The organism is Maribacter sp., assembly GCF_039968975.1.
Classification (GTDB): Bacteria; Bacteroidota; Bacteroidia; order Flavobacteriales; family Flavobacteriaceae; genus Maribacter.
In genome coordinates this window covers 1-24,322 of record NZ_JBDVOT010000122.1, presented here as the reverse complement: position 1 = coordinate 24,322, position 24,322 = coordinate 1, and the positions used below count along the sequence as shown (strand labels likewise).

General features: G+C 35.9%; 9 protein-coding genes. 6 read left to right on the top strand and 3 right to left on the bottom strand.

Features of this window, described 5'->3' with window-relative positions; genetic code table 11:
• The 5 genes from ABJI11_RS08180 to ABJI11_RS08160 all read left to right on the top strand — a co-directional run.
• Positions 1-1,399: SusC/RagA family TonB-linked outer membrane protein (locus ABJI11_RS08180; RefSeq protein WP_348351107.1), on the top strand; the 1,399-nt coding region annotated here is incomplete at its 5' end.
• Between the two features lie 4 nt (positions 1,400-1,403).
• On the top strand, positions 1,404-3,116 hold the full coding sequence (locus ABJI11_RS08175) for a RagB/SusD family nutrient uptake outer membrane protein (protein ID WP_348351105.1): 1,713 nt from the start codon (positions 1,404-1,406) through the stop codon (positions 3,114-3,116).
• Between the two features lie 332 nt (positions 3,117-3,448).
• Positions 3,449-6,700, top strand: a complete 3,252-nt coding sequence (locus ABJI11_RS08170; protein WP_348351103.1) for a VCBS repeat-containing protein — start codon at positions 3,449-3,451, stop codon at positions 6,698-6,700.
• Positions 6,701-7,090: 390 nt separating this feature from the next.
• Positions 7,091-10,381, top strand: a complete 3,291-nt coding sequence (locus ABJI11_RS08165; protein ID WP_348351102.1) for a TonB-dependent receptor — start codon at positions 7,091-7,093, stop codon at positions 10,379-10,381.
• A 94-nt stretch (positions 10,382-10,475) separates the two neighbouring features.
• Positions 10,476-12,191: a RagB/SusD family nutrient uptake outer membrane protein gene (locus tag ABJI11_RS08160; RefSeq protein WP_348351100.1), complete on the top strand. Its 1,716-nt coding sequence runs from the start codon at positions 10,476-10,478 to the stop codon at positions 12,189-12,191.
• Between the two features lie 86 nt (positions 12,192-12,277).
• On the opposite strand, the gene ABJI11_RS08155 is transcribed toward ABJI11_RS08160, so the two are convergent.
• The 3 genes from ABJI11_RS08155 to ABJI11_RS08145 all read right to left on the bottom strand — a co-directional run bounded on the left by ABJI11_RS08155 (position 12,278) and on the right by ABJI11_RS08145 (position 22,986).
• Positions 12,278-13,486: a multiheme c-type cytochrome gene (locus ABJI11_RS08155; RefSeq protein ID WP_348351098.1), complete on the bottom strand. Its 1,209-nt coding sequence runs from the start codon at positions 13,484-13,486 to the stop codon at positions 12,278-12,280.
• A gap of 12 nt (positions 13,487-13,498) precedes the next feature.
• Positions 13,499-14,212 (bottom strand): PHB depolymerase family esterase, encoded by a 714-nt coding sequence (locus ABJI11_RS08150; RefSeq protein WP_348351096.1) that lies wholly within the window; start codon positions 14,210-14,212, stop codon positions 13,499-13,501.
• Positions 14,213-14,403: 191 nt separating this feature from the next.
• Positions 14,404-22,986 carry a T9SS type B sorting domain-containing protein gene (locus ABJI11_RS08145; RefSeq protein ID WP_348351094.1) on the bottom strand — a complete coding sequence of 2,861 codons (8,583 nt, stop codon included), beginning with the start codon at positions 22,984-22,986 and terminating at the stop codon, positions 14,404-14,406.
• Between the two features lie 126 nt (positions 22,987-23,112).
• On the opposite strand from ABJI11_RS08145, the gene ABJI11_RS08140 reads away from it, so the two are divergent.
• Positions 23,113-24,234, top strand: coding sequence for a PQQ-dependent sugar dehydrogenase (locus ABJI11_RS08140; RefSeq protein ID WP_348351092.1), 1,122 nt, complete (start codon positions 23,113-23,115; stop codon positions 24,232-24,234).
• The last annotated feature ends 88 nt before the right edge of the window (positions 24,235-24,322 follow it).

Here is a 24,322-nt window from a genome sequence, read left to right as displayed (position 1 = left end):
AACTCCTAACTTTGGTTATGCATCTGATGACTCAAATTCTTTATATTCAGTCTTTGGAAGTGTAAATTATTCTTTTCAAAGTAAGTATTTATTATCAGCAACTTTACGTAGAGATACTTCTTCACGTTTTATTGGAGATAATAAAAGTGATACTTTCCCTTCACTTAGTGCTGGTTGGGTAATTAGTGAAGAAGATTTTTTTAATAATGACGGTGTAGTCAATAGATTAAAATTAAAAGGTTCTTGGGGGCAATTAGGTAACCAAACTATCCCTGGAAACAATCCAACTAGAAACATTTCTAGTTTAAGTCTTAGTCAAGCCAATTACGCCTTTAATGGAGATGATGCACTTACTACAGGTGCAATACTATCCTCTGTTGGTAACCCTGATTTAAAATGGGAAACAAGTACATCTGTTAATGCAGGTTTTGAGCTTGGACTTTTTGACAATGCCTTAAATTTTTCATTTGAGTACTTTAAACTTACTACAAATGACTTAATTAGTCAAGATAATAGTTTAATTAGTACTACAGCGATTGATGCTAGTGCACCGTTCGTAAATTTAGGTTCTGTAGAAAACACAGGTTTTGATGTATCTCTTGGATATCAAAAACAAACAGAGTCAGGCTTCTCATATGGTATAGAAGGAAACATCTCCTCGTATGATAATGAAGTTACTGAATTAGTTAGTGCTTTCCAGTCAGGTAGTTCAGCTTTTCGTGGTGGTGCAGTAACAAGAACACAAGTTGGTCAACCAATATCTTCTTTCTTTGGTAGAGAAGTAACTGGTTTTGATGACGAAGGTAGATTTACTTACAGAGATGTAGACGGTAATGGCACTATAAATGATGATGATAGAACTTTTATTGGTTCTCCGCATCCAGACTTTACTTACGGTTTAAACTTAAACTTTGCGTATAAGAACTTTGATGTATCTGCTTTCTTTCAAGGTTCTCAAGGAAACGATATCTACAACTACACTAAAGTATTTACAGATTTTCCAACTTTCTTTAATGGAAACCGTAGTACAAGAGTATTAGATTCTTGGACTCCAGATAATACTGATGCTACATTACCTGCATTGGGCAATGCAATTGTAAACAATGAAGCAGATCCTAATTCTTACTTTGTAGAAGATGGTTCTTATTTAAGACTTAAAAACCTTCAAATTGGATATAATTTACCTGAATCAATTTTAGAAAAGACAGGTATGAAAGGAGTTCGTTTTTATGTACAAGCTTCTAATTTATTTACAATTACCGGTTATAATGGTGTTGATCCAGAGGTTCAACCAATATTCAATAGTGATGGTTCAACAGACAACTTAACTGTTGGCGTAGATTTTGGATCATATCCTATTGCCCGTATTTTTACCCTAGGTACAAATTTAAAATTTTAAAAAAATGAAAAAGAAATATATCTATTTTTCGTTACTTCTAACAGCTATGATTAGCTGTAGCGATGAATTTACAACACAACCAGCTGTAGGTGCTCTTAGTGATGAGGCACTACAAAATGAAGTAGGTTTAGAGTTATTGTTAACAGGTGCTTATTCTAGTTTAGATGGAAACCGCCAAAACCTAGCAGGCAGTGCCTTTGCCTATAGCCCTGATAATTGGTGGTTTGATGTAATTTCTGATGATGCCCACAAAGGTAGTACTGACGGTGACCAAGCTACTTTGAGTGATTTAGAAAAGTATAATATAAATACCTCTAACGATTATGTTCTTGGTAGGTGGTCTGCATTATATGCTGGTGTTAATAGGGCTAATGCTGTAATTAACTTGATAGGAGAATTAACCGACAGTGATTTTACCGGTAAATTAGCTGAAGCTAGGTTTTTAAGAGGTTATGCTAATTTTGAACTTCAAAAAATATATGGAGCTCCTGCTTACATTTCAGAAGAAAACGCCGCAGCGACTGAATATAATCAGCCTAATCCTGGTGATATTTGGGCACAGGTAGAGGCAGACTTTGAATTCGCTATTGCTAATCTTCCAGATACACAGCCTGAAGCTGGTAGACCAAATTCTTGGACTGCAAAAGCCTTTTTAGGTAAAACCCATTTGTACCAATCTGATTGGACCAATGCTCTGTCATTATTACAAGACGTTATCAACAATGGTCCTTACGCATTGAATACAGAATTTCTAGACAACTTTACAGCAGCAGGTGAAAATGCAACAGAATCGGTATTTGCCGTTCAATTTTCTGCTGATGATGGTCTGTCATTCAATGGTAACGACGGAGGTACTTTAAATTTCCCAGGGGCTGGACCAACAGGAACTTGTTGTGGGTTCTACCAACCATCAATAGATTTGAGTAATGCATACGAAACAGGTCCTGATGGTCTTCCACTTTTGGAAACTTTTAATGACGAGGACATTACTAATGACTATGGTATTCCTTCTAGTGAGGATTTCACACCATTTGATGGCAACCTAGACCCAAGAATAGACTACACCATGGGAAGAAGAGGAATTCAATACAACGGTTACGGTATTAATGCTGGAATGGATTGGATTAGATCTACAACTGCAGATGTAGGTAGTAGCCCATATCTTCCTAAAAAGAATATCTATCAATTTGATGAAATAGGTGTCAATGCTGGAACTGGTGATTGGGGACAACAAAGAAGTGGTATTAATTACAACATCATGCGTTTTGCCGATGTTTTATTAATGGCTGCAGAAGCTGCTGTTGAAACAGGTGACCTTACCACTGCTTTAGATTATGTAAACCAAGTTCGTAATCGTGCAAAAAACATGACCTACGTACCGGAATATGACGAAGAAAACCTAGCAATAGAAGGTACTATGGCAGCAAATTATGTGATTGAACCATATACAACTTTCTCTGATGCCACTTTTGCTAGAAATGCAGTAAGATTCGAAAGAAGGTTAGAACTAGCCATGGAAGGTCATAGACTTTTTGATTTAAGAAGATGGGGTATTGCAACAGAAGTTCTAAACGAATATGTAGAAAATGAAAGTAGAATCATTACAGCAATGCAAGGTACGGTATCTCCTTACACCTCTACATTTGACGTTCTTCCAATACCAATTAACGCAATAGATTTAAGTGGTGCTGTTCTACAACAGAATCCTGGATACTAATAGTAAAACTAATCTTATTTTTAAAGCAGGACATCAATATTGATGTCCTGCTTTTTTTTACTCTCAGACACATGCTAAGTTTAGAACAACAAACATGAAAATCCTTAAAATACTAGTAACCTAAAACTAATAATTCACAGCATTTAAAACACCAAAAGTAGTTACCTTAGCAATAACCCTTTTATACATAATTATTGTACTAATATTTTATTTGACAAACTTTCAATCAATATAGAACTCATTTTATAAATAAAATCATGCGTATCATTTTAGCCCTTGTTTTAGTGTTCTCAATAATATGCTTTTCTTCATGTGAAAAACATAAGCAAAAATTGTTTAAAGTTATTCCTGCCTCCAAATCTGGTATTGAATTCAACAATCAAATAATTGAAACCGATAGTTTTAATATACTAACAAGCGAGTACATCTTTAATGGTGGTGGTGTTGCAATTGGTGATTTCAATAATGACAATTTACCCGACATATTTTTTAGCGGTAATCAAGTAAGTAATAAATTATATTTAAATCAAGGTGATTTTAAATTTAAAGATGTTTCCAAAAAATCCGGGATTGAGGCCTTAAACAAATGGAATACAGGAGTTGCTCTGGTAGACATCAATAATGACGGTCTTTTAGATATGTACATTTGCTCTGCAATGTTAGAAGGAGAAAATAATAAAAAAAACATCTTTTTTATTAATCAAGGTTTAAAAGAAGGCATTCCACAATTCAAAGATTTAGCGGCAGAATATGGCGTAGAGGAATCTGGTAATAGTATGGGAGCAACTTTTTTTGACTACAATAAAGATGGTTTCTTAGATCTATATGTCTTAAATAATATTGACATTCATGTATTACCATCCAATTACAGAAAAAAAATTATAGATGGCTCTGCTCTTAGTAATGATAGATTATACAGAAACAACGGTGATGGTACTTTTACAGATGTAACTATAGAAGCCGGTATAACAATAGAAGGGTATGGTTTAGGCTTAGCAATTTCAGATTTAAACTATGATGGCTGGCCAGATATTTATGTAAGCAATGATTACCTATCGAATGACATTCTTTATATAAACAACCAAGATGGAACATTTACGAATCAAATAAAAGAAAACATAAAGCACCAAAGCAAGTTTTCTATGGGTAACGATATTTCCGATTTTAATAATGATGGATATTTAGATATTATCACCTTAGATATGTTAGGTGAAACCAATCGCAGGTTAAAAACTACATTACCTAGCCATAAATACACGGAGTATATACTTAATAAGAGGTTTGATTATGAATTTCAATACACCAGAAATATGCTACAGAAAGGTAATGGTAGAAATATTCCGTTTAGTGAAATTGGTCTCATGGCAGGAGTATCCAAAACAGACTGGAGTTGGTCTCCCCTATTTGCTGATATGGATAACGATGGTTACAAAGATTTATTAATTTCCAACGGGTTTCCCCGAGATATTACCGATTTAGACTTTGGAGATTTTAAATTTAATGTGAGTAGATATTTAAGTCCTTCTAAAATTCTGGATTCAATACCAAAAGTAAAAATACCAAATTACGCTTTTAAAAATAATAAAGATAACACCTTTACAAATGCAAGTAACGACTGGGGCATTGGCATACCTTCTTTTTCAAACGGTGCCGCATTTGCAGATTTAGATAATGATGGAGACCTAGATTATGTTGTAAACAATATTAATGATGAAGCCTTAATTTTTAAAAACACTTTAAACGAACAACAAGAGCTTTCTCATAACTATTTGGCAATAGATTTAGTTGGACCTAAATCTAAATCCTTAGAAGCTGGAACAAAAGTTGCGGTTAAATTTTCAGATAACACCTTTCAATACCAAGAATACCACACTTACAGAGGGTATATGTCTACGGTACAAGATGTTCTACATTTTGGATTAGGTGACAAAAATAATGTAACGGTTGATATCTTATGGCCAGATGGCAAGTTTCAACAACTAAGTAATGTAAAAAGTAATCAAAAAATTGAAGTTAACTATAGCAACGCCAAAAAGGTAGCTATTACTAAAATAGAATTTCCGCTTGCACCAAAAAAAATAGCGCCTATATTCAAAGAGGTATCCAAAGCAGTTGATATAACATACCTACATGAAGAAAAAGATTTTGTTGATTATAATATGCAACGTATCCTTCCTCATAAATTTAGTCAAAACGGCCCTTGTCTAGCTGTATTTGATATCAACAATGATGGACATGAAGATTTTATTGTGGGTAGTTCTGTCGGCTATTCTCCACAAATATTTCTACAAAACAAAGAAGGAAAATTTTTACAACAGCCTTTATTTACTGATAAAGAAAGTATGAAATACGAAGAAGAAAGTATTGCCTTTCTAGATATTGAAAATGATGGCGATTTAGATATGTATTTAGTTTCTGGCAGCAATGAATTTGCCATTGGTGATGAGCGATATAAAGACCGTTTATTTATTAATGATGGTGAACGCAACTTTACAGAAGACAAAAACAGCATTCCCAATATTAATGCTAGTGGTTCCATTGTAACTGCAACTGATTTTGACAATGATGGATTTACAGATATGTTTATTGGTGGAAGAACACCTTTTTCTCAATATCCAAAACCCGAAAAAAGTTTCCTATTAAAAAATGATAATGGCGTTCTAAAGGACGTGACAGACACTTTTGCTCCTGAATTAAGAAATTTAGGAATGATTACGGATGCCACTTGGGCAGATATTGATGCCGACGGACTAGAAGATTTAGTAATTACTGGCGAATTAATGCCGATAACAATTTTCAAAAACAATAAAACTAGCCTAACCAAAATAGAACATACAGGAGTAGATGATTTATTAGGTTGGTGGGAAACTATATTTAAAACCGATGTTGATAATGACGGGGACATAGATTTTATAGTTGGTAATTTAGGTGCTAATAATCTATATCAACCAACTAACGAAAGACCCGTAACCGTCATCTCAAAAGATTTTGACAATAACGGCACTGTAGACCCTGTAATGTTTGCTTATTACAAAGAAAGTTTTGACAATCCAGAATACAAGCCTTTCCCTGTGAATTTTTGGGGTGATTTATATGGTCAAAGCCCTATATTTAGAGCCAAATACAACACTTACAAATCTTATTCTAAAGCCACAATAGCTACATTACTAAGCCCAGAAGAATTAGATGGTGCTTCAACTTTAATTGGCAACTATGATAAAAGTATAGTTATGATAAATCAAGGTAATAATACTTTTAAGCATACTGCATTACCAAATGAGGCACAAATGGCAACATTGAATGGCATAGCAACAGTTACTTTTGACCAAAATAAAAATGATCTTTTACTAATAGGTAACAATTTTGGAAATGAAATTTTCATTGGTAAAAATGATGCTTTTAACGGAGGCTATTTAGAGAATGATGGCACAGGAAATTACGAATTCATACCGACTGCTGAAAGTGGTTTCCTAGTACCTGGCGATTCTAAAAGTATACGCAAGGTTAAAAGTAACACCAAAGGCTCACCCTATTATATTGTGACACAGAACAGAGATTCTATTCGTGTTTTTCAAAAAAACTAAACTCATACTACTTTTGATTATCCCATGTTCTTATTTGTGAGATATATTTCTTACAAATAAGAATATGGTATTTCGTGTTAATTTTTTCAACGTATAACATAAAATTCACTACTTCTGAATCAGGAATTGATAAAATTCAGCATCAATCACGTTTATTTTTAACATCTGAATGCCTAATTTTCTCTCGCAAAACATTTCAATAAAGCTACAAACAACATCTGTTAATCGACTAACAACACTTTTTAAACCATAAAACCATATTCATAATAAATATTGATATTAATTAATTATTTCGTAATATTTTAACTAATATTATGGTAAAATTATGTAATCATTAACACACATTAATATTATATAATAAATCAACAATTAATCAAACAACAACTTATTATGAATCAAAAACTAGATTTTAAATCGGTAAAATCCAAAAAAAGACTTTCCGTCTTAAGAACAGGGATTTTATTGATATTGGCATCTATCTGCTTTCAAAGCACTAGAGCCTTTGAAAAACCGAATGAATTAACTGACAATGAACTGAAAACGGTTCAAACTACTGTTACTGGTACAGTATTAGATGATTTAGGCACTCCGTTACCAGGTGCCAGTATTATTGAAAAAGGTACAACAAATGGTACACAAACAGATTTTGATGGTAATTTCACCATTAACGTTGCTGCAACAGCAACCTTGGTCGTTAGCTACGTAGGGTTTAAAACTGTAGAGGTAGCCGCTAGCTCATCCCCTATCTCAGTAACTTTGAACGAAGATGCGGCAGCACTTGACGAAGTAGTAGTAACAGGTTATGGGTCTCAATCAAAACGAGATGTAACGGGATCTGTTGCCACTGTAGATGTTGAAGAACTTAACGCAGTGCCTGCTACAACCTTTGCCCAACAACTTCAAGGTAGAGCAGCAGGTATAGGAATCGTAAACGATGCAACACCTGGTGGTGAAGCAACAGTTAGAATTAGAGGTTTTGGTACAATCGGCAATAACGATCCTCTTTATGTAATAGATGGGGTGCCATCTAGATCGCAAGCCAATCTTAACCCTAATGACATTGAATCTTTACAAGTATTAAAAGATGCCTCTGCGGCATCAATTTATGGTTCAAGAGCCGCAAATGGGGTAATCATCATCACCACGAAAAAAGGTAAAATGGGTAAACCAGTTATTACTTATGATACTTATTACGGATTACAATCTGGTCTTGGAGAGGTTGAAGCCTTAAATGCTGCAGAATTAGGTGAATATTTATATCTAGCAGATTTATATGCAGGCAAAACTCCAAGTCATGGTCAATATACATTTGGGCCTAATGGGGAAGTTGGTATTCCTGATTACGTTTTTCCTAGTGGCGCTATGGAAGGTGACCCAGGAACTGACCCCGCCTTATACGCGTTAGAAGAAGGTAATATTAATGCAATTGTACGTGCTGCAGATACAAATTGGTGGAATGAAGTTACAAGGACCGCCCCAATATTAAATCATCAAATTTCAGCCTCTGGAGCAACAGAAAATGCGCGGTACGCATTTACGCTAGGTTATTTTGCTCAAGATGCAATAACTAAATTCGTAGGTTACAATAGAACTTCTATAAGAGCCAACACTGAATTTAAAGCACTAAACAAAAAGCTGACCGTTGGGGAAAACCTATCGGTTAATTTTGATAATAGAAAAGGTGGCTTTGGCAATGACGAAGAGCAAAATGCAGTTTCCGGTTCATATAAGCATCATCCGTTATTACCTATTTATGATATAGCGGGTAATTTTGCAGGTAGTAGAGGAGCAAATTTAGGTAACAATTTTAATCCTTATGCCACTTTATATAGAGAGCAAGACAACAGAACATATCGATTACGTGTATTTGGTAATGTATTTGCTTCCTATGACATTACTGACGAATTACAAGTAAAATCTAGTTTCGGTGTAGATGCAACCGGTGAGCGAGGTAGATATTTAAGTAGACAAAACCCTGAATATGTAGAAGGTAATTTTATTAGCGGTTCTACATCGACAAATAGTTATGAATACCAATGGCAATGGAATACGGTTTTAACATATGCAAAAACATGGAATGAAGTTCACAATTTTGACGCTTATATTGGTGTTGAAGGTATTGAAGCTTATGGAGAAGAATTTGGTGCAAGCAGAAATGGTTACGCTTTTGAAACCTTAGACATTCAACGTTATCTAGATTTGGGTGATGCCACCACGGCTAGTAATTACGGCTATGCTTTTAGAGATTACACTTTATTCTCTGAGTTCGGTAAACTGAATTATAACTACAATGGTAAGTACTTAGCACAGTTTATTCTAAGAAACGATGCATCTTCTAGATTTCAATCAGCATCTAGAAGTGCTATTTTTCCTGCATTTAGTTTAGGATGGAGAGTTTCAGACGAAGCATTCATGGAAAACCTAGAAAATGTAGATGAATTAAAACTTAGATATGGTTGGGGTAAAACCGGTAATCAAGAAATTGGAGATTACAATTCTTACACCACTTATCGTTCAAATATTTTCAATGCCGGTTATCCTATCGATGGAGCTACGGGAGCACCAACATTAGGTTTTGATGTTCAAAGTTATGGAAATCCAGATGCAAAATGGGAGACGACTACTTCAAACAATATTGGTATTGATCTTTCAATGTTTGATAGAAGATTTAATGTAGGCTTAGACCTTTGGGACCGAGTTACTACCGATATGTTGTTTAGAAGACAAATAACTTACACTGCTGGTGATGCTCAAGCACCTTTCTTTAATGTTGGTGAAATGACTAATAAAGGTGTTGATTTACAATTATCTTGGGATGACAAAAAAGGCGACTGGGGTTATGGTGTAAGCTTTAATTTATCTGCATACAAAAATGAGGTTAATCGACTAAGTGAAACTGATGATGGCACAATTTTATTTGGTGATGCATCAAGAGTTCCATCTTTAACCATTACGCAGGTAGGCGAGCCAATTTCTTCTTTCTATGGATTTCAGACCGAAGGTCTTTTTCAATCACAGGCTGAAGCAGATGCTTGGCCAACTTACGGTAGCTACAACGCACCTGGAAAACTTAAAGTGACCGATGTTAATAATGACGGGGTAATTGATGATGATGACAGAACTATTATTGGAAGTCCCCATCCAGATTTTACATATGGAGTAAACCTAGATTTTAGTTATAAAAATTTAGCTTTGAACATCTTCGGTAATGGTTCTCAAGGAAATGACATCTATAATTACGTTAGGTATTTCTCTGATTTCAACACATTTCAAGGAAACAGATCTCAAAGAGCCTTATATGATGCTTGGCAACCTGCAAACCCAACTGCTCCTGTTAGTGAATGGGTAGCCGCTAACCCTGATGCCACTGTTCCAATTATGGATGCAAATGATCAAATTAGTAGTAGACCATCTTCTTACTTTATTGAAGACGGTAGTTATTTTAGATTGAAAAATGTTCAATTAACTTATACTTTCCCAACTGATTTAATGGAAAAAATAGGGATTTCAAGAGGACAAATATATGTTCAAGGTCAAAATTTGGCAACATGGACAAAATACACTGGTTTAAATCCAGAAATTCAAGCAGGTAATAGAGATGATGCGACGTTAGGTTTTGATGGTGGTTATATGCCAGTTTCACGTACCTATACTTTAGGTCTACGATTAACGCTAAACTAAAATTATAACAAGCTTAAAACAGCTCTGATTTAATGAAACATTTAAATTTTTAATGATGAAAAGAAAAAACTTAATATTAATAACATTTATCTGTATGACCATCTTTATAGTTGGTTGCAGCGATGAATTTTTAACACGTACTCCAGAAGGGCAATTTGCCACAAATAGTCTTGAAACTGAAGATGGTCTTGATGGCATTTTACTAGGTGCATATGCAATGATAGATGGCACAGGTCTCGATGACACAGCAGACTGGAACGTTACAGTAGAGAACTGGGCTTTTAATCTTGCCTCAGATGACGCCTTAAAAGGTACAGATGCAGGTGACCAACCTGAACAATCTTTTATTGAAGCATATGATTTTCAATCTTTTAACGGTCATATTACCAACCGTTGGAGGTCTTTGTTCAAAGGTGTCGCTAGAGCAAATAATGCTATAAATGCAGCAAATAATCTTGAAGATTTATCTGATGAAAAAAGAACTCAAGTAATTGCAGAAGCACGTTTTTTAAGAGGTATTTTTCATATGGAGGCTCGTAAAATGTGGAGAATGCCACCATACATTAGTGAAGAAGATTATATTCTAGATGATGTAGAAAGCACAAAAGTTCCTAATGATCGTGAAATATGGCCATTTATTGAAGCAGATTTTGAAGCCGCAGCAGCAAGCTTGCCTACTACACAAAGCCAAGTAGGTAGACCAACTAGTTGGGCAGCAAAAGCGTTTTTAGCTAAATCTAAAATATACCAAGGCTGGGATGAAAACGGTACACCAAACACAACTAAATTAGGTGAAGCCAAAACAATTTTAGATGAAATCGTAAATTCTAATACCTTTAGCCTTGCTACCTCATTTGAAGAAAACTTTTTGGTGGCTACCAGAAACAACCCAGAATCTATCTTTGAAATTCAATATGCTGTTAGTAGTGCAGCAGACCAGGCTTCCAGTAGAGGTATGGGACTTGCTCATCCATATACCGATCCATGGGGATGTTGTGGTTTTTATCAAGTTTCTCAAAATTTAGTAAATGCCTATAGAACGGAAAATGGGCTACCGTTGATAGAAAATTTTGACGCTGAAGACATTTCAATTGAAATCAATGAAGACGGTTCCAGCGCAGAAACAGCCACCTTAGATCCTAGAATTGATCATACTCTAGGCAGACCTGGTATTCTTTACAAAGGATTTAAAATTTATCAAACAGATTTTGTTAGAGATTTATCATATGCCGGTCCTTTCTTCTCTAAAAAGCATGTAGCCGAACCTGAAGGATTTGGCATTGGCGGATGGGGAAATTTATCTGCTAATAACTACCGTTATATGCGTTATGGTATGATTCTTTTATGGTTAGCAGAAGCAGAAGTAGAGGTTGGTAGCCTAGAAAGGGCTCGAGAACTTGTAAATGAAATTAGAACAAGAGCTGCAAACCCGGCTGGTTTCGTTCCTTTAGCTACACAAGGTACCGACAGAAATGATTATACTATTGTTGAAGGCACAGCTGCGGCGAACTACGACATAGCAACTTATGATACCCCATGGACAGATCAGTCTACTGCTAGAGATGCAGTTAGATTTGAAACAAGACTTGAATTCGCTATGGAAGGTCATCGCTATTGGGACCTTGTACGTTGGGGAATAGCCGGCGAGACACTCAATAATTATTTAGCTAGTGAATCTCAACACAGGACGTATTTAGTAGGTAAAACTTTTACGACTGGTAAAAATGAGTATTTCCCTATTCCAAGTCAAGCTATAGATAGATCAGCAGTTGATGGTCAACCAACGTTGACACAAGACCCTGCTTATTAAAGAAAAATAGTATTGTTAATTGTTAGTTGCACAAAGAGTGGTTAAAATATTTTAACCACTCTTTATTATTTTAGACCTTTATTTATTTACTTATATATTCCTATTAGATGAGTTCTTATATAGACTGGTATTTCATCAACTTCACTCTCGATCTTTAGTTTCATTACTTCAGAAGGAACCAAAGGCATATGACAAGAAATACAATTTTGAGCCGAATTGTGTATCGTATTAACAGTCAAACTATTAATTTTTTCAGTGTCATGGCAGGTTAAACATTTAGAATTAAACACATTGGCATTTGACCTTTGATTAACATGAGGATCATGACATGTAACACAATCCATTTCAGTTGAGTTTATAAAGCATGAACTCGAACCTAAGAGACCCATTTGATTTCCATGAACATCCAACTTTAAATTAGTATCATAATTCTTGTAGTTTTTTGAAAATTGTGACAAAGTATCCCCTGCTAAGAATAAAAACGGATTACCTTTAATTTGCTGAGCTTGAAGGCCTGAATGGCACACGGCACAAGCATCTAAACGTTGTTGGCGAGTGTAATTGGTATAGCTACTTATAAAAGAACTTTGTTTATCATCAGGGTTTGCTCTATGATATTTTACATGTTCTTCTGATGGGCCATGACAACGTTGACAATCTACACCCAACAACATCTGTTCTCTATCATACATATTACCGTTCCCAGAAACATTAGTGTTCTTCGCAAAAGTTACATGACATTTTAAACAATTATCATCTACCTTTCTTGTATAATATTGATTTGGAAAGTTTGGGCTATTTACCCAATTCCCTGTTGGCTTAAAATATGACACTTGCAACTGACTTAGCCTATCATCTTCCCAATGAAGATAACTTTGCCCCTTAACACCCGACCCTATTACAATATCAATTTTAGATTTTAATACATCCGTATCTCCAAATTTAGCTTTTGATAATTGAAAAAAATCATTACGTTCTTCAATCATCTTAAAACGTACACCAGTAAGATTCAATTCGTTTTCCCCTTTTTCAAAGTTCCCCAGAATATGTGCAGAATCAGCAAATGAAGAAGTATTAAAATGAGCTGTTCTTAAGTGGGCTTTGTAGATATCTTGATGACATTCTAAACAGGTCTCTGATGCCACAAAGTTTTTTCCAGTGTAATGCGTTGCCACTACTTCAGGCTCTAAATAATCAGAAATTTCTATAGCATTTTTAAAATTCCAAAAACAATAACTCAGCAAGAAAATAAGAATTATTAATCCAATATATTTTATCTTCTTACCTGCGATCATACAATAAATATTCTATTTCAATTCTTGATCTATGAACCAATCGTATAGCGCTTCGGTTTCATAAGCCTTAATCCATGCGTTATGACCAACGTTCGGATATCTCGTAAATATGACCTCGTAGCCCATTTCCTTTAATTTGGCGACCATATTTTCTGATTCGGAAAAGGGAATAGATTTATCTTTCTCTCCATGAAACACCCATATTGGCATTTTTCTATTGATCCATGAAGCATAGGGCAATGGTGCCATACCACAAACCACAGCCATTGCTGCAAATGTATCAGGATATTGAACTGCCAATTCCCAAGCGGCTCCTCCTCCTCTACTTAATCCTGTTAAATAGATTCTTTGCTTATCTATTCTGTTATTATCTACAATAGAATCTAACAATTGCTTAACAGCCCTTGTGTTCCACCACTTTTTTGCATTCGGATTTTGAGGAGCTAATATCAAAAAAGGAAACTTCTTCCCTTGAACAATTAATTTTGGTGGACCATTTCTTTTCACTGTAACCAGACTATCGCCCGATTCACCTCCACCATGTAAAAACAAGAGAATTGGAAAGTCTTTCTCAGGCTCTTCTTCATAGTCCTCTGGATAATATAAATAATAGGCAAGATTTTCCTTTACGTTCGTTTCCATTTCTGAATCTATCAGAATAGGTTTTGCTTGAGACGCGCAACTTTGAAAAATCACCAACAAAATAATATATAAAACTAACCTCATCTATAAATGCAAAAATTCCTATCAAATGTACCCTAAAAACAAGTCCGATTAAAGTTAAACAAATTTTAGGTTGATTTTTATTCAAATAGTTAGACGAATAAGAATTCAAAAACTTAAAAGGTATTTTCTAAAACAAAAAAAAGAGGATACAAAATGCATCCTCTTTTTTAAATCTATATTATCTCTTAAATTTATCGGTACAATGTAAAATGACCAACGTATTTAATAGCATCACTATTTGCATTTACAACATACCAATAGTCACCTGTTGGTACTTCTTTACCTTCATAGGTACCGTCCCAACCGCTAACCTCATCAAGGACAGCTACTACTCTACCATATCGGTCATAAATTTTAACCACTACTCCGTCAAATAATTCTCTGTTATTTGGAGACCATATATCATTTAGGTTATCACCATCCGGCGTAAAGAAATTAGGAAATTCCAACATTCCTGTAAATTCAAAAGGCACACTAAGTTCTAACTCACAACCTCTAGCATCTCTTACACGCACATTTACAATTCCGCTTTCGTTGGTTGTAAACGTTGTTTCCTCACCGTACGATTGTCCATTGAAAAAGAATTCATATTCGCCATAACCACCAGCTGCTGTTGCATGAACTTCATTAGGTCCTGTTTTATCAACAACCAAACTTAAAGGCTCATAACCATCAATATTGAACTCAACTATGTTGGTACATCCATTTTCATGATATATATATACGATATGATCACCAGCAGGTAGATCTCCCCACACATACTGATCAGTAGCATTTGCTGTGATAGCGTCCGTTGGATCTATTGGGTCTAATGCAAACATTAGTTCTGACAACAAATTATTGTTAGCCATCTGAATAGTTGATGTACTTGTAGGGAAAATACCTTCACAACCATACTGAATTTGTGGTTCTGCAGTCAAATCTACCCCTATGTCAATGGTAAACAACTCTGATGCTGTACAAAAATTAGAATCTTGTATATAAATTATATATGAAGCACCACCTTGTAAATCTTCAATTATCTCTCCGTTATATGGTGCAAATACAGATGTACCAGTTTGATCTACAGGATCAACCATTTCTATTTTGTATTCATAAAACGGAGTAGAATTAACTAATACATCATCAAAAGGCGTACCGCCAACAATATCAAAAACTACTGTTCCATTATTAGCACCAATACACAATTCATCTGTAGTGTCAATATTGATTACTTCTATCTGATCCGGCTCCTCTATTGTTATAAAATCTTTTTCAAAACAACCATTATCATCTTTGATCAATATCTCATACGTACCTGCGGCTAGTTCATCAAAAGTATAGATACCCGGGTTATCAGAATCACTAAAAAATTCATTGAAATTAGGTGCAATTGCAAATTGAATCAGTCCTTCTCCACCCGCACTAACAGATACTGTTATTGATCCATCTTCTTCTCCGTTACAAGTTACATTTGTAGGTACGGCATCAAAAATAATAGGATCAGGTCTTATTATTTCAAACGGACCAGCAATATCCATACAAGTAGCCCCACTAGTTACCGCTATATAATATTCAGTACCTTCAGGAAGACCTTCAAATGTTCCGTTATCTTGAGGACCTCTAATTACTGTTGCTGTAGCCACAGGATTAAATGCATCTATGGGATTGCCTTCATATAGATAAAATAAATCTGCACCTACACCACCGTTTACAAATGATTCTATTCTACCGTCTAATTCAGAGGCACAAGAAATATCATCCGGTAAATTTGGAAGCAAAGTTATACCAGTAGCATTAGTCATGGTAATACCATTAGAACGTATAGCAGGGCAAGCTCCTGCTCCGTTTACCTTTCTAACATCAAATTGATATGTAATACCTTGAACACCTGAAATGGTCACAGAGTTTCCTGTCATCGGCAAGTAAGTACCTATTACTACTCCGTTTTCAACTCTTTGATATTCGTATGTAAATAATGGATCAGGATTCTCAATAGTCATTCTCATTTCACCATCTCCACCACAACCAGGCACTCTCGTCTGCACCAATAATGGTTGAATTGGTGGTGGTGGATCTACATAGTAAGCATCTGTCACGAAAGAACATCCGAAACTAGAAGATACTTCTATTGCATACCAACCAGCGCTAATATAACCTCCGCTATCACCGATAAAAGTTGGTGTATTTTGCAATCCACTTTCAGATACTATAGCTGTGTTATCATTGCCACTTAAATATAATAATGTGTAATTATAACCTGCACCGGCAAAACCACCACTAGCACCTGGTGTAGCCGTAATAGCATCACCAGAAGTAATATCATAAGCTTCTAAAACTGCATTGTTACCATTAGGGCAATCTAAACTCTGAGGCTCTCTAATACCAGCAACAATTTGAGGAACTTCTTCCAATTCAATTTCCACTGTATTCGTACAACCCTCAACATCTCTAACTTCCACTTCATAGAACCCGAAAGACAATCCTGTGAATTCATTATCATTTGAAAAAGCAGCAATTTCAGTAGTATAACTAGAACCGCCATCAGTACTCATCAATAATCTGTACTCATACGGAGTAGTATCCCAACCACCTGTACCTGTGGCTATTATTTCACCAGTATCATTAGTACAGCTCACGTTACCTATAGATTCTGCAGTAACTTGAAGTTCACCATTAGGTGTTCTTATATTGGTAACATTACTTGTTCCCGAACAAAATGGCATATCATTAGAAACAACATCAACAATTAAATTTCCTCCTATTAAATTATCTATTCTTGCTTCATCTCCATTTAAATCAGGGAAATTATTGGTATCAAAAGTTCCGGAAGCCAAAGGTGTTGTTCTAGCGTCATCAGTAGCTTCATAAACGATGTAATCAAATACACCCACGTAATCGCTTACTGTAATAAAAAGAGCACCGTCATTACCTGGCACCGCACAACTAACCGGTTTCGCTTCACTAATTAATACTGTAGGAGCAATTGGAGTATTTACAGTATGTACAGGCATTGGGTAAGTACAGCCCACCGTATTATCTACAATCTCGAATAGGTAATCACCTACAGCTGGCAAGTACACATCTACATAGTTATTACCTGAAGTATTACTTACAGGAGCAACCGCTGTAACCGAAACCGTATTTACGGTAAAATCGGTTGTACCTGTCACTTCTATACGTACACGCTCATCATCTCTACAATTTAAAATATCTACTTCAATAATTGTTGGAACAACATCTGTAGGTGGATTGATAGTAGGAACGTCAAATGTAGTCTGACAACCATTTCCATCAATTGCATAAACAGTAATATTCTGTGCGCTACCATCGTCAATGATTTCAAAAGTATTTCCAGTTTGATAATTTTCAAAACCAGTGATACTATATTGATAACCTGATCCTACAGTACCAGCATCTACAACGTTTACTGTAATTATAGTTGAACTATATCTGTTTGCACCTGGCTCACAAGCAAAATCTGCAGCACTAGCCGTAATACTAAATGCATCTGGATTGTCAATAGTATGCACATCAGATAGAACCTCACAATTACGTGCAGTTACCACCTGTACTTGATAGTCACCGGCTGGTAAATCTGAAAAAGCACCCGTATTATTTCTTGTCACCTCTATTGTTCCTGAAGTCACATCATTTAAGATATAAGTTATAGGAGTATCTTGTGATGTAAATGGTACAGCTGCATTAGCAGGATCAACAACAACTTCTATTGTACCATCATTTTCATCTCTACAACTAATATCAATTGCTTCTTGTGAAATGATAACTGGTTGAGCTGCTTGATTTAGAATGATGTTTGTGACCGTGGTTTCACAATAATCAGAACCATCAAACATAATATTATCAATAATTCTAACCTCATATGTACCTGGTGTAAGTCCCGTAAAAATAGGGTCGTTAGTTTGCGAAATAGTTCCTACCGCATTAGAGTTATAATCTGTTCCCGTTAATTCATACTTAAAATCTCCACTACCACCATTTGTAGTTATTGTAATTTCACCATCGGCATCATTACAAGTACTATCTGTTGTGAACTCACCCGAAGCAGACAAGAAATCATATACTGTAGCCGTATCCTGACTTGTACAACCATTGGCATCCACAACATCAACAACATAATCACCTGGACTGCTTACAGTATAAGTGTAAGTCCAAATGGCAGGGTCAGAACCTGAAGCAGGAACATATGTTGGTAATTGCTCATCACCACCTAAAGTAAACCTTGGCGTATTTACTGAACCAGGTATTGTAACCGTTATAGCAAAGGTAGTTGAGGTTGGATCACATTGGTTATCTACTGTAAAATCTGGAGTAGGTAAATCTGGATCTAAAGATATAATCGTTGCGATATCAAAAGAAGTACAACCACTTGCACCTCTTACGTAAACATCATAAGTACCATCGGCTGCCGAAAATGTAGTATCGGTTGTCCAACCTGTAGGAGGTACACCCGTATCCATAAAGGCAAATTCGTATGGACCACCTGACCCACCACGACCTTGTACTGTAACTTGACCAAAAGCATTACAATTTGCAGGAACTTCTTGTAAGATATCAATATCTGGCAAGTTTTGATCAATTGTAACCGAAACTGCATCGGTACAGGTAGAAGTTAAATTGGTTACCAAAATTTGATATTCACCTGGAAGTTCTGGATATATATTACCATACGTAGTAATTAGCGGAGAAATTGAATTTTCTAGAACTATAATAGAACCATCTTCATTGTTTATTAACTCAATTCTTAAATCATCACCTACATTATAACCTGTAATTTCATAATCTATTTCTCCATTTCTGTTAAGGTCACAAGCTCCTGGGGTTGACACTGCTGTAACATCTAATAATGAAGGTCCTTCAACTGGTGGAATTTCTTGTTCGTACGTACAACCAGTACCCGTATCTAAAACAACTACGGTATACGCTACACCATACTGAATACCATCATCAGTATTACTAAAGGTATGATCATTAACTGCTGGTGTATTATTTAAAGGATTGAAACTTGGCTGATCTATTAATCTAATTTCATATGAGCCTGAGCCACCACTTACGGTAACAGCATAAGTAAATGACGTATCATCACAATCTGCTGGTGCTGGTTGCAGTATTGGTGTAATTACCACTTCGTTTGAAGTAATAGAAACAGTATCTATATCCGTACAACCATTATCATCGATTGTAATAACCGTGTAATCTCCCGTTACTAACAATGGATCTAAAATTTGCACAGGCAAGGTAGCAGGATCAACATCTTCCATTCTTGTAATCTCTACTCCTGTATTGTCCTCAATTATAAATGTATAATTAGCCGTACCGTCCGTTACAGCGTCTATATTAATTCCTCCACTAACCGGTCCACTACCTCCACAAACTGCCTGTATTTCAGAAACCGTAGTAGCAGGTGGAGGCGTATTATCTAATACAATATCAAATGTATCAGCCGGAGTTTCACAACCTCTAGCATCTCTAACCAGGTATGAATAAGTACCCACCGTTAAGTTAGAGTATACCGTTTCTGACGCCCAACCCATTCCATTGAAATTCACTTCATATGGCGGTACGCCACTAGTAGCATCTGGTATTATTGTTACCGCACCGTTATTTGTAGAACTACAACTAACCGGTCTTGTCGTGTAAGCAGCCGCTGCAATATTTTGAGGCGGATTTAATGTTATTGAAACAGACTCAGCTACACAACCACTACTTGTCGTATTATTATCTGTAATTCTGAAAACATAATCTCCAGGTAAATTTGTATCATAATCAAAAGTATTGGTAGTAAGTGGAATTGCCGAACCAAAAGTAGCACCGCCATCAGAACTAACCTCATACTGTTTTGCTCCAGCACCAGAAGTATAACCACCGTTAACACTTACTCTAATGGTACCATCAGCTCCACCACAAGGTATTTCAGCTACAATACTTGTATTTACTCTTAATTGAGGAGCGATAGTTATAGGAAGACTATCTGAACAGTCATTACCATCTACAACCTCAATGGTATAATTACCAGGAGAAAGTCCTGCGAAAGTTGCACTTGGCTGAAGTGCACCACCGTTAATTCTATATTGATGTGTTCCAATTGCAGCCGTACCTGCAGTAGAAGTAACTGCAACAGTTGCACCTGTACCAGCTACAAAACAAAAATCTGACGATGGACCATCTAATGCTATACTTGGTGCATCGATAGGGTTTAAATCAAATGTAAAGGTATCTGTACAACCTTCTGCATCTTCAACAGTTAATGTGTATGTTCCCGCTGCAGAAAGGTTACTAAAAGTACTTCCTGATTTTGGTCCTATTTGTGGTCCTACAGGCTGAGTTAAAGTGTATCTATATGTACCCCATCCGCCAATTGCTTCTGCTCTTACTGCTCCTAAATTTCCATTGGCACAGCTCATAGCAGTTACCGTACTAGTAGATAAATCTAAAACCGGAGCTTCATTTATATCAAAAGAAATAGTATCTGTACAACCTGTATCAGCATCGGTTACCGTAATTGTATAAGTTCCTGCCCCTGATAATGGTAAATCTACTTCACGATCACTTTGTGGAGCACTAGTGACACCGCCATTAATATCATAAGTATAGTTATTTGCAAAACCGTCAACTATAAAAGTTCCACTACCATCGTTAGCTCCGTTACAGACCCTTAAGTCTCCACCCGATTTAACTTGAACTCGAATAGAACTTATTTCAACAGGTCTAAAACCTTCGGTATATGAACATCCATTAACATCTGTAATCTGAAAAATATATGCCTGAGAAGTCATTAACCCAGTAAACGTATCATTAGTACCGTTGTCTACATAAGACGGACTAATAATTTCGTACCTATTGATAGCAGCATTACTTGTTGGAGTCAATTGAACATCTGTAGTACCAGCAGCACAACTAGTGTTACTTTGTGCAAAATCTAAGTCTGTAGGTGGATCAACATCTAAAATTTCAATTGCGGTCAATTCTAATCTACATCCACCTGCATCACGAATGATAGGTGTATATGTTCCTGCAGCTAAATCTGTGTAAGAAGTGATAGTTGAAAAGTTAACACCGTCTATACTAAACTCATAACCAATACCTGAACCTCCAGAAAACGGACCAACAAAATCAATTTGTCCGCCCACATTACCAGTCCCTGAACAAGTTACATCAGCAACTTTGATTGCAGTCCCCGTTAATGACCCAACAGTATCAACGGTTACAGAAGGTAAATCTAAAGTACATTCAAATCCGCCTTGTTGGTATCTTACTTCAATATCATTGTATGTTCCCGCCGCAACTGATATTTGTGGTGTACTTACCCAAGGATCAGATGCACTTTCTCTATAAGAAATATTGTAACCTCTACCATTGTTTATAGTAAATTCTAATTTTGCACCGCCATTGCTACACGTACCATCAATACCTGCTACATCAATATCTGGAGGTAATAAATCTTCAACATCTGAAGAAGCGTTTATAATACAACCGTTACTATCGGTAATTACAAAATCATAAGTTCCTGCAGTGCTGACCGTATATGTTGTTGTGCCAGAATCTGCAGCGGCATCTCCAAAAGAAGGTTGAACCGGTCCACCATTTACAGTAAAGGTATATGGAGCAGAACCGCCCTCTGTATTTAAAGTAATATCTACACTAGAAATATCAGAACAACCAAAACTATTGTTTACCTCAGTAGAAGCATCTAAAGCCGAAGCTCCTGCACCAATAGTTAATGGATTTCCACTAGTATCTAGACTTTGCCTTGGAGGGTCTATACCATTTAAAGGATCGCCAGTACATTGCTGTGTTTCTACCTGTACGGTATATGTACCAAAACCTACAGCTGAAAAAGTGTAAGGGTTTGTTGTTATGAAAGCCGTAAATTCTTGCGCAATACCACTAGAATTTAATAAAGTATATTTATAAGGTCCAGGAACATTAGAAGCGGTTACCGTAATAGTACCTGTATCTCCACTACATAAAGCATCTGTAAAAGTAGTAGCAATCTCTATCTCCTTCTCTTCTATTACTATAGGCTCATAAGGATACTCACAAGTATTTGCCGTATTTTTTAATCTTGCAAGTATATTATATGTACCAGGAGTTAAGTTTGAAAATATAGCTCCTTGCCAAGTAGCACCACCATCAATACTAAATTCATATGCACTAGAAAGATTTGTAATCTGAATTCTACCATCTACACCACAGATATAATCTTGTTTTACATATGTTTGAGTTATGGTACTTTTCTTTACTTTAAAATAATATGGTTGTCCATCTACAACAACTTTATATTCTGCCCCTGAAGTTGAAGGTACAGAACTAGCGTCTATGTTAAATGTTTGACCAGAACCAACTGAAGAATAACATGAGGACGTGGTATTTGGACATTCAGTATTTACATCTGAAGAACAAGAGCCGCCTAATACTTCCCATGAAACTGAACTATATGGACCACCGGACAAACTAATTAAACGATCGTCGTAATCTCCACATAAATTAAATCGCGCGATTGTAAATCCGTTGTCATTACAGGTCTCCGTATCATCTGCACCTACAATAAGTGTAGTAAACATTGCCGGAGCAGCTAAGCTAGACTTAGATGTAATTTTATTTTCTAAAGTAGTTTGATTTGTGGTAGAAACCGAAACAGCCTTTTCGATTACATGAGCCACCTCTTCGTATAAAGTAGTTACTTTGGAGTTGGCTAAAGCCGTAGTACCAATTACTGAAAGTACAATCAGAAAAAGTACATACAGCGCATACCGCTGTTGTTTTGGAAGCATAGGTTAAGATTCGTTTTTAAGAACAAAGTCGATTTGGGATCTAATTAATTCTTGGGTGTAATTTTTTGCTTATATTTTAACTTTTAAATAATCATGTGTTCTCTAATATATTTCTAACGCTTGTATATGAAAAATAGTATTATATCCAATCTTTTATTCGTTATATCGCTAAATTTTTCTTGCGCACAAAACATTGACAACAAGATAACTACACCAAAAGAATCTGTTTTTACAGCTGAGCTGTTCATCGATCAGGTACATATTCCATGGGGCTTCACCTTCCTTCCTGACAAAAGTATTTTAATCACCGAAAAAGAAGGAAAATTGATTCACTTCGCTAATGGAGAAAAATCGATTATCAGTAATGTACCTGAGGTATATAATAGAGGTCAAGGCGGTCTATTGGATGTCGCTCTTCACCCAGAGTATTCAAAGAATGGATGGCTTTACCTAACTTATGCATCAACCGACGGCAATGAAAAGGGCGGACATACAGCAATTATGAGAGCAAAATTGAAGAACAATTCTTTGACCGAAACACAAGTACTTTACAAGGCTACGCCCAATACCACCAAAGGGCAACATTTTGGATCTAGAATTGCTTTTGATAATGAGGGATATCTATACTTTTCAATTGGCGAACGTGGGGATAGAGATATTAACCCGCAAGACATAAAAAGAGACGGTGGTAAAATTTACCGTTTACATGATGATGGGCGCATTCCTACAGATAACCCATTTATTGATGTCAAGGGAGCAAAGTCTGCTATTTACAGCTATGGACACCGAAATCCACAAGGATTGACAAAGCACCCGGTTACTGGAGAAATTTGGGATAACGAACATGGTCCAAGAGGTGGTGATGAAATAAACAGTATTAAAAAAGGTGCTAACTATGGATGGCCATTAGTGACCTACGGAATCAATTATGGCGGTACACCTATTACAGATAAAACTGAAATGAAAGGAATGGAACAACCCATACATTATTGGGTTCCGTCTATTGCACCTAGCGGCATGGAGTTCGTAACAACCGATAAATATAAAAATTGGAATGGAAGCCTATTAGTTGGGTCCTTAGCTTTTCAATATTTAGAACGATTAGTTCTGGATGGAAAAAAAGTGATTTTGCGTGAAAAACTAATGCCTGGTTTAGGTAGAGTACGTACCGTAAAACAAGGACCTGATGGTTATATTTATGTAGCCGTTGAAGGTAAGGGTATCTATAAACTAATACCGAAAAATTAGACACCAACATAATAGTATAAAAAAAGGTCTGTAACCATAGAATTTGGTTACAGACCTTTTTAAGGTATACAATCTATCAGAAAAGCTA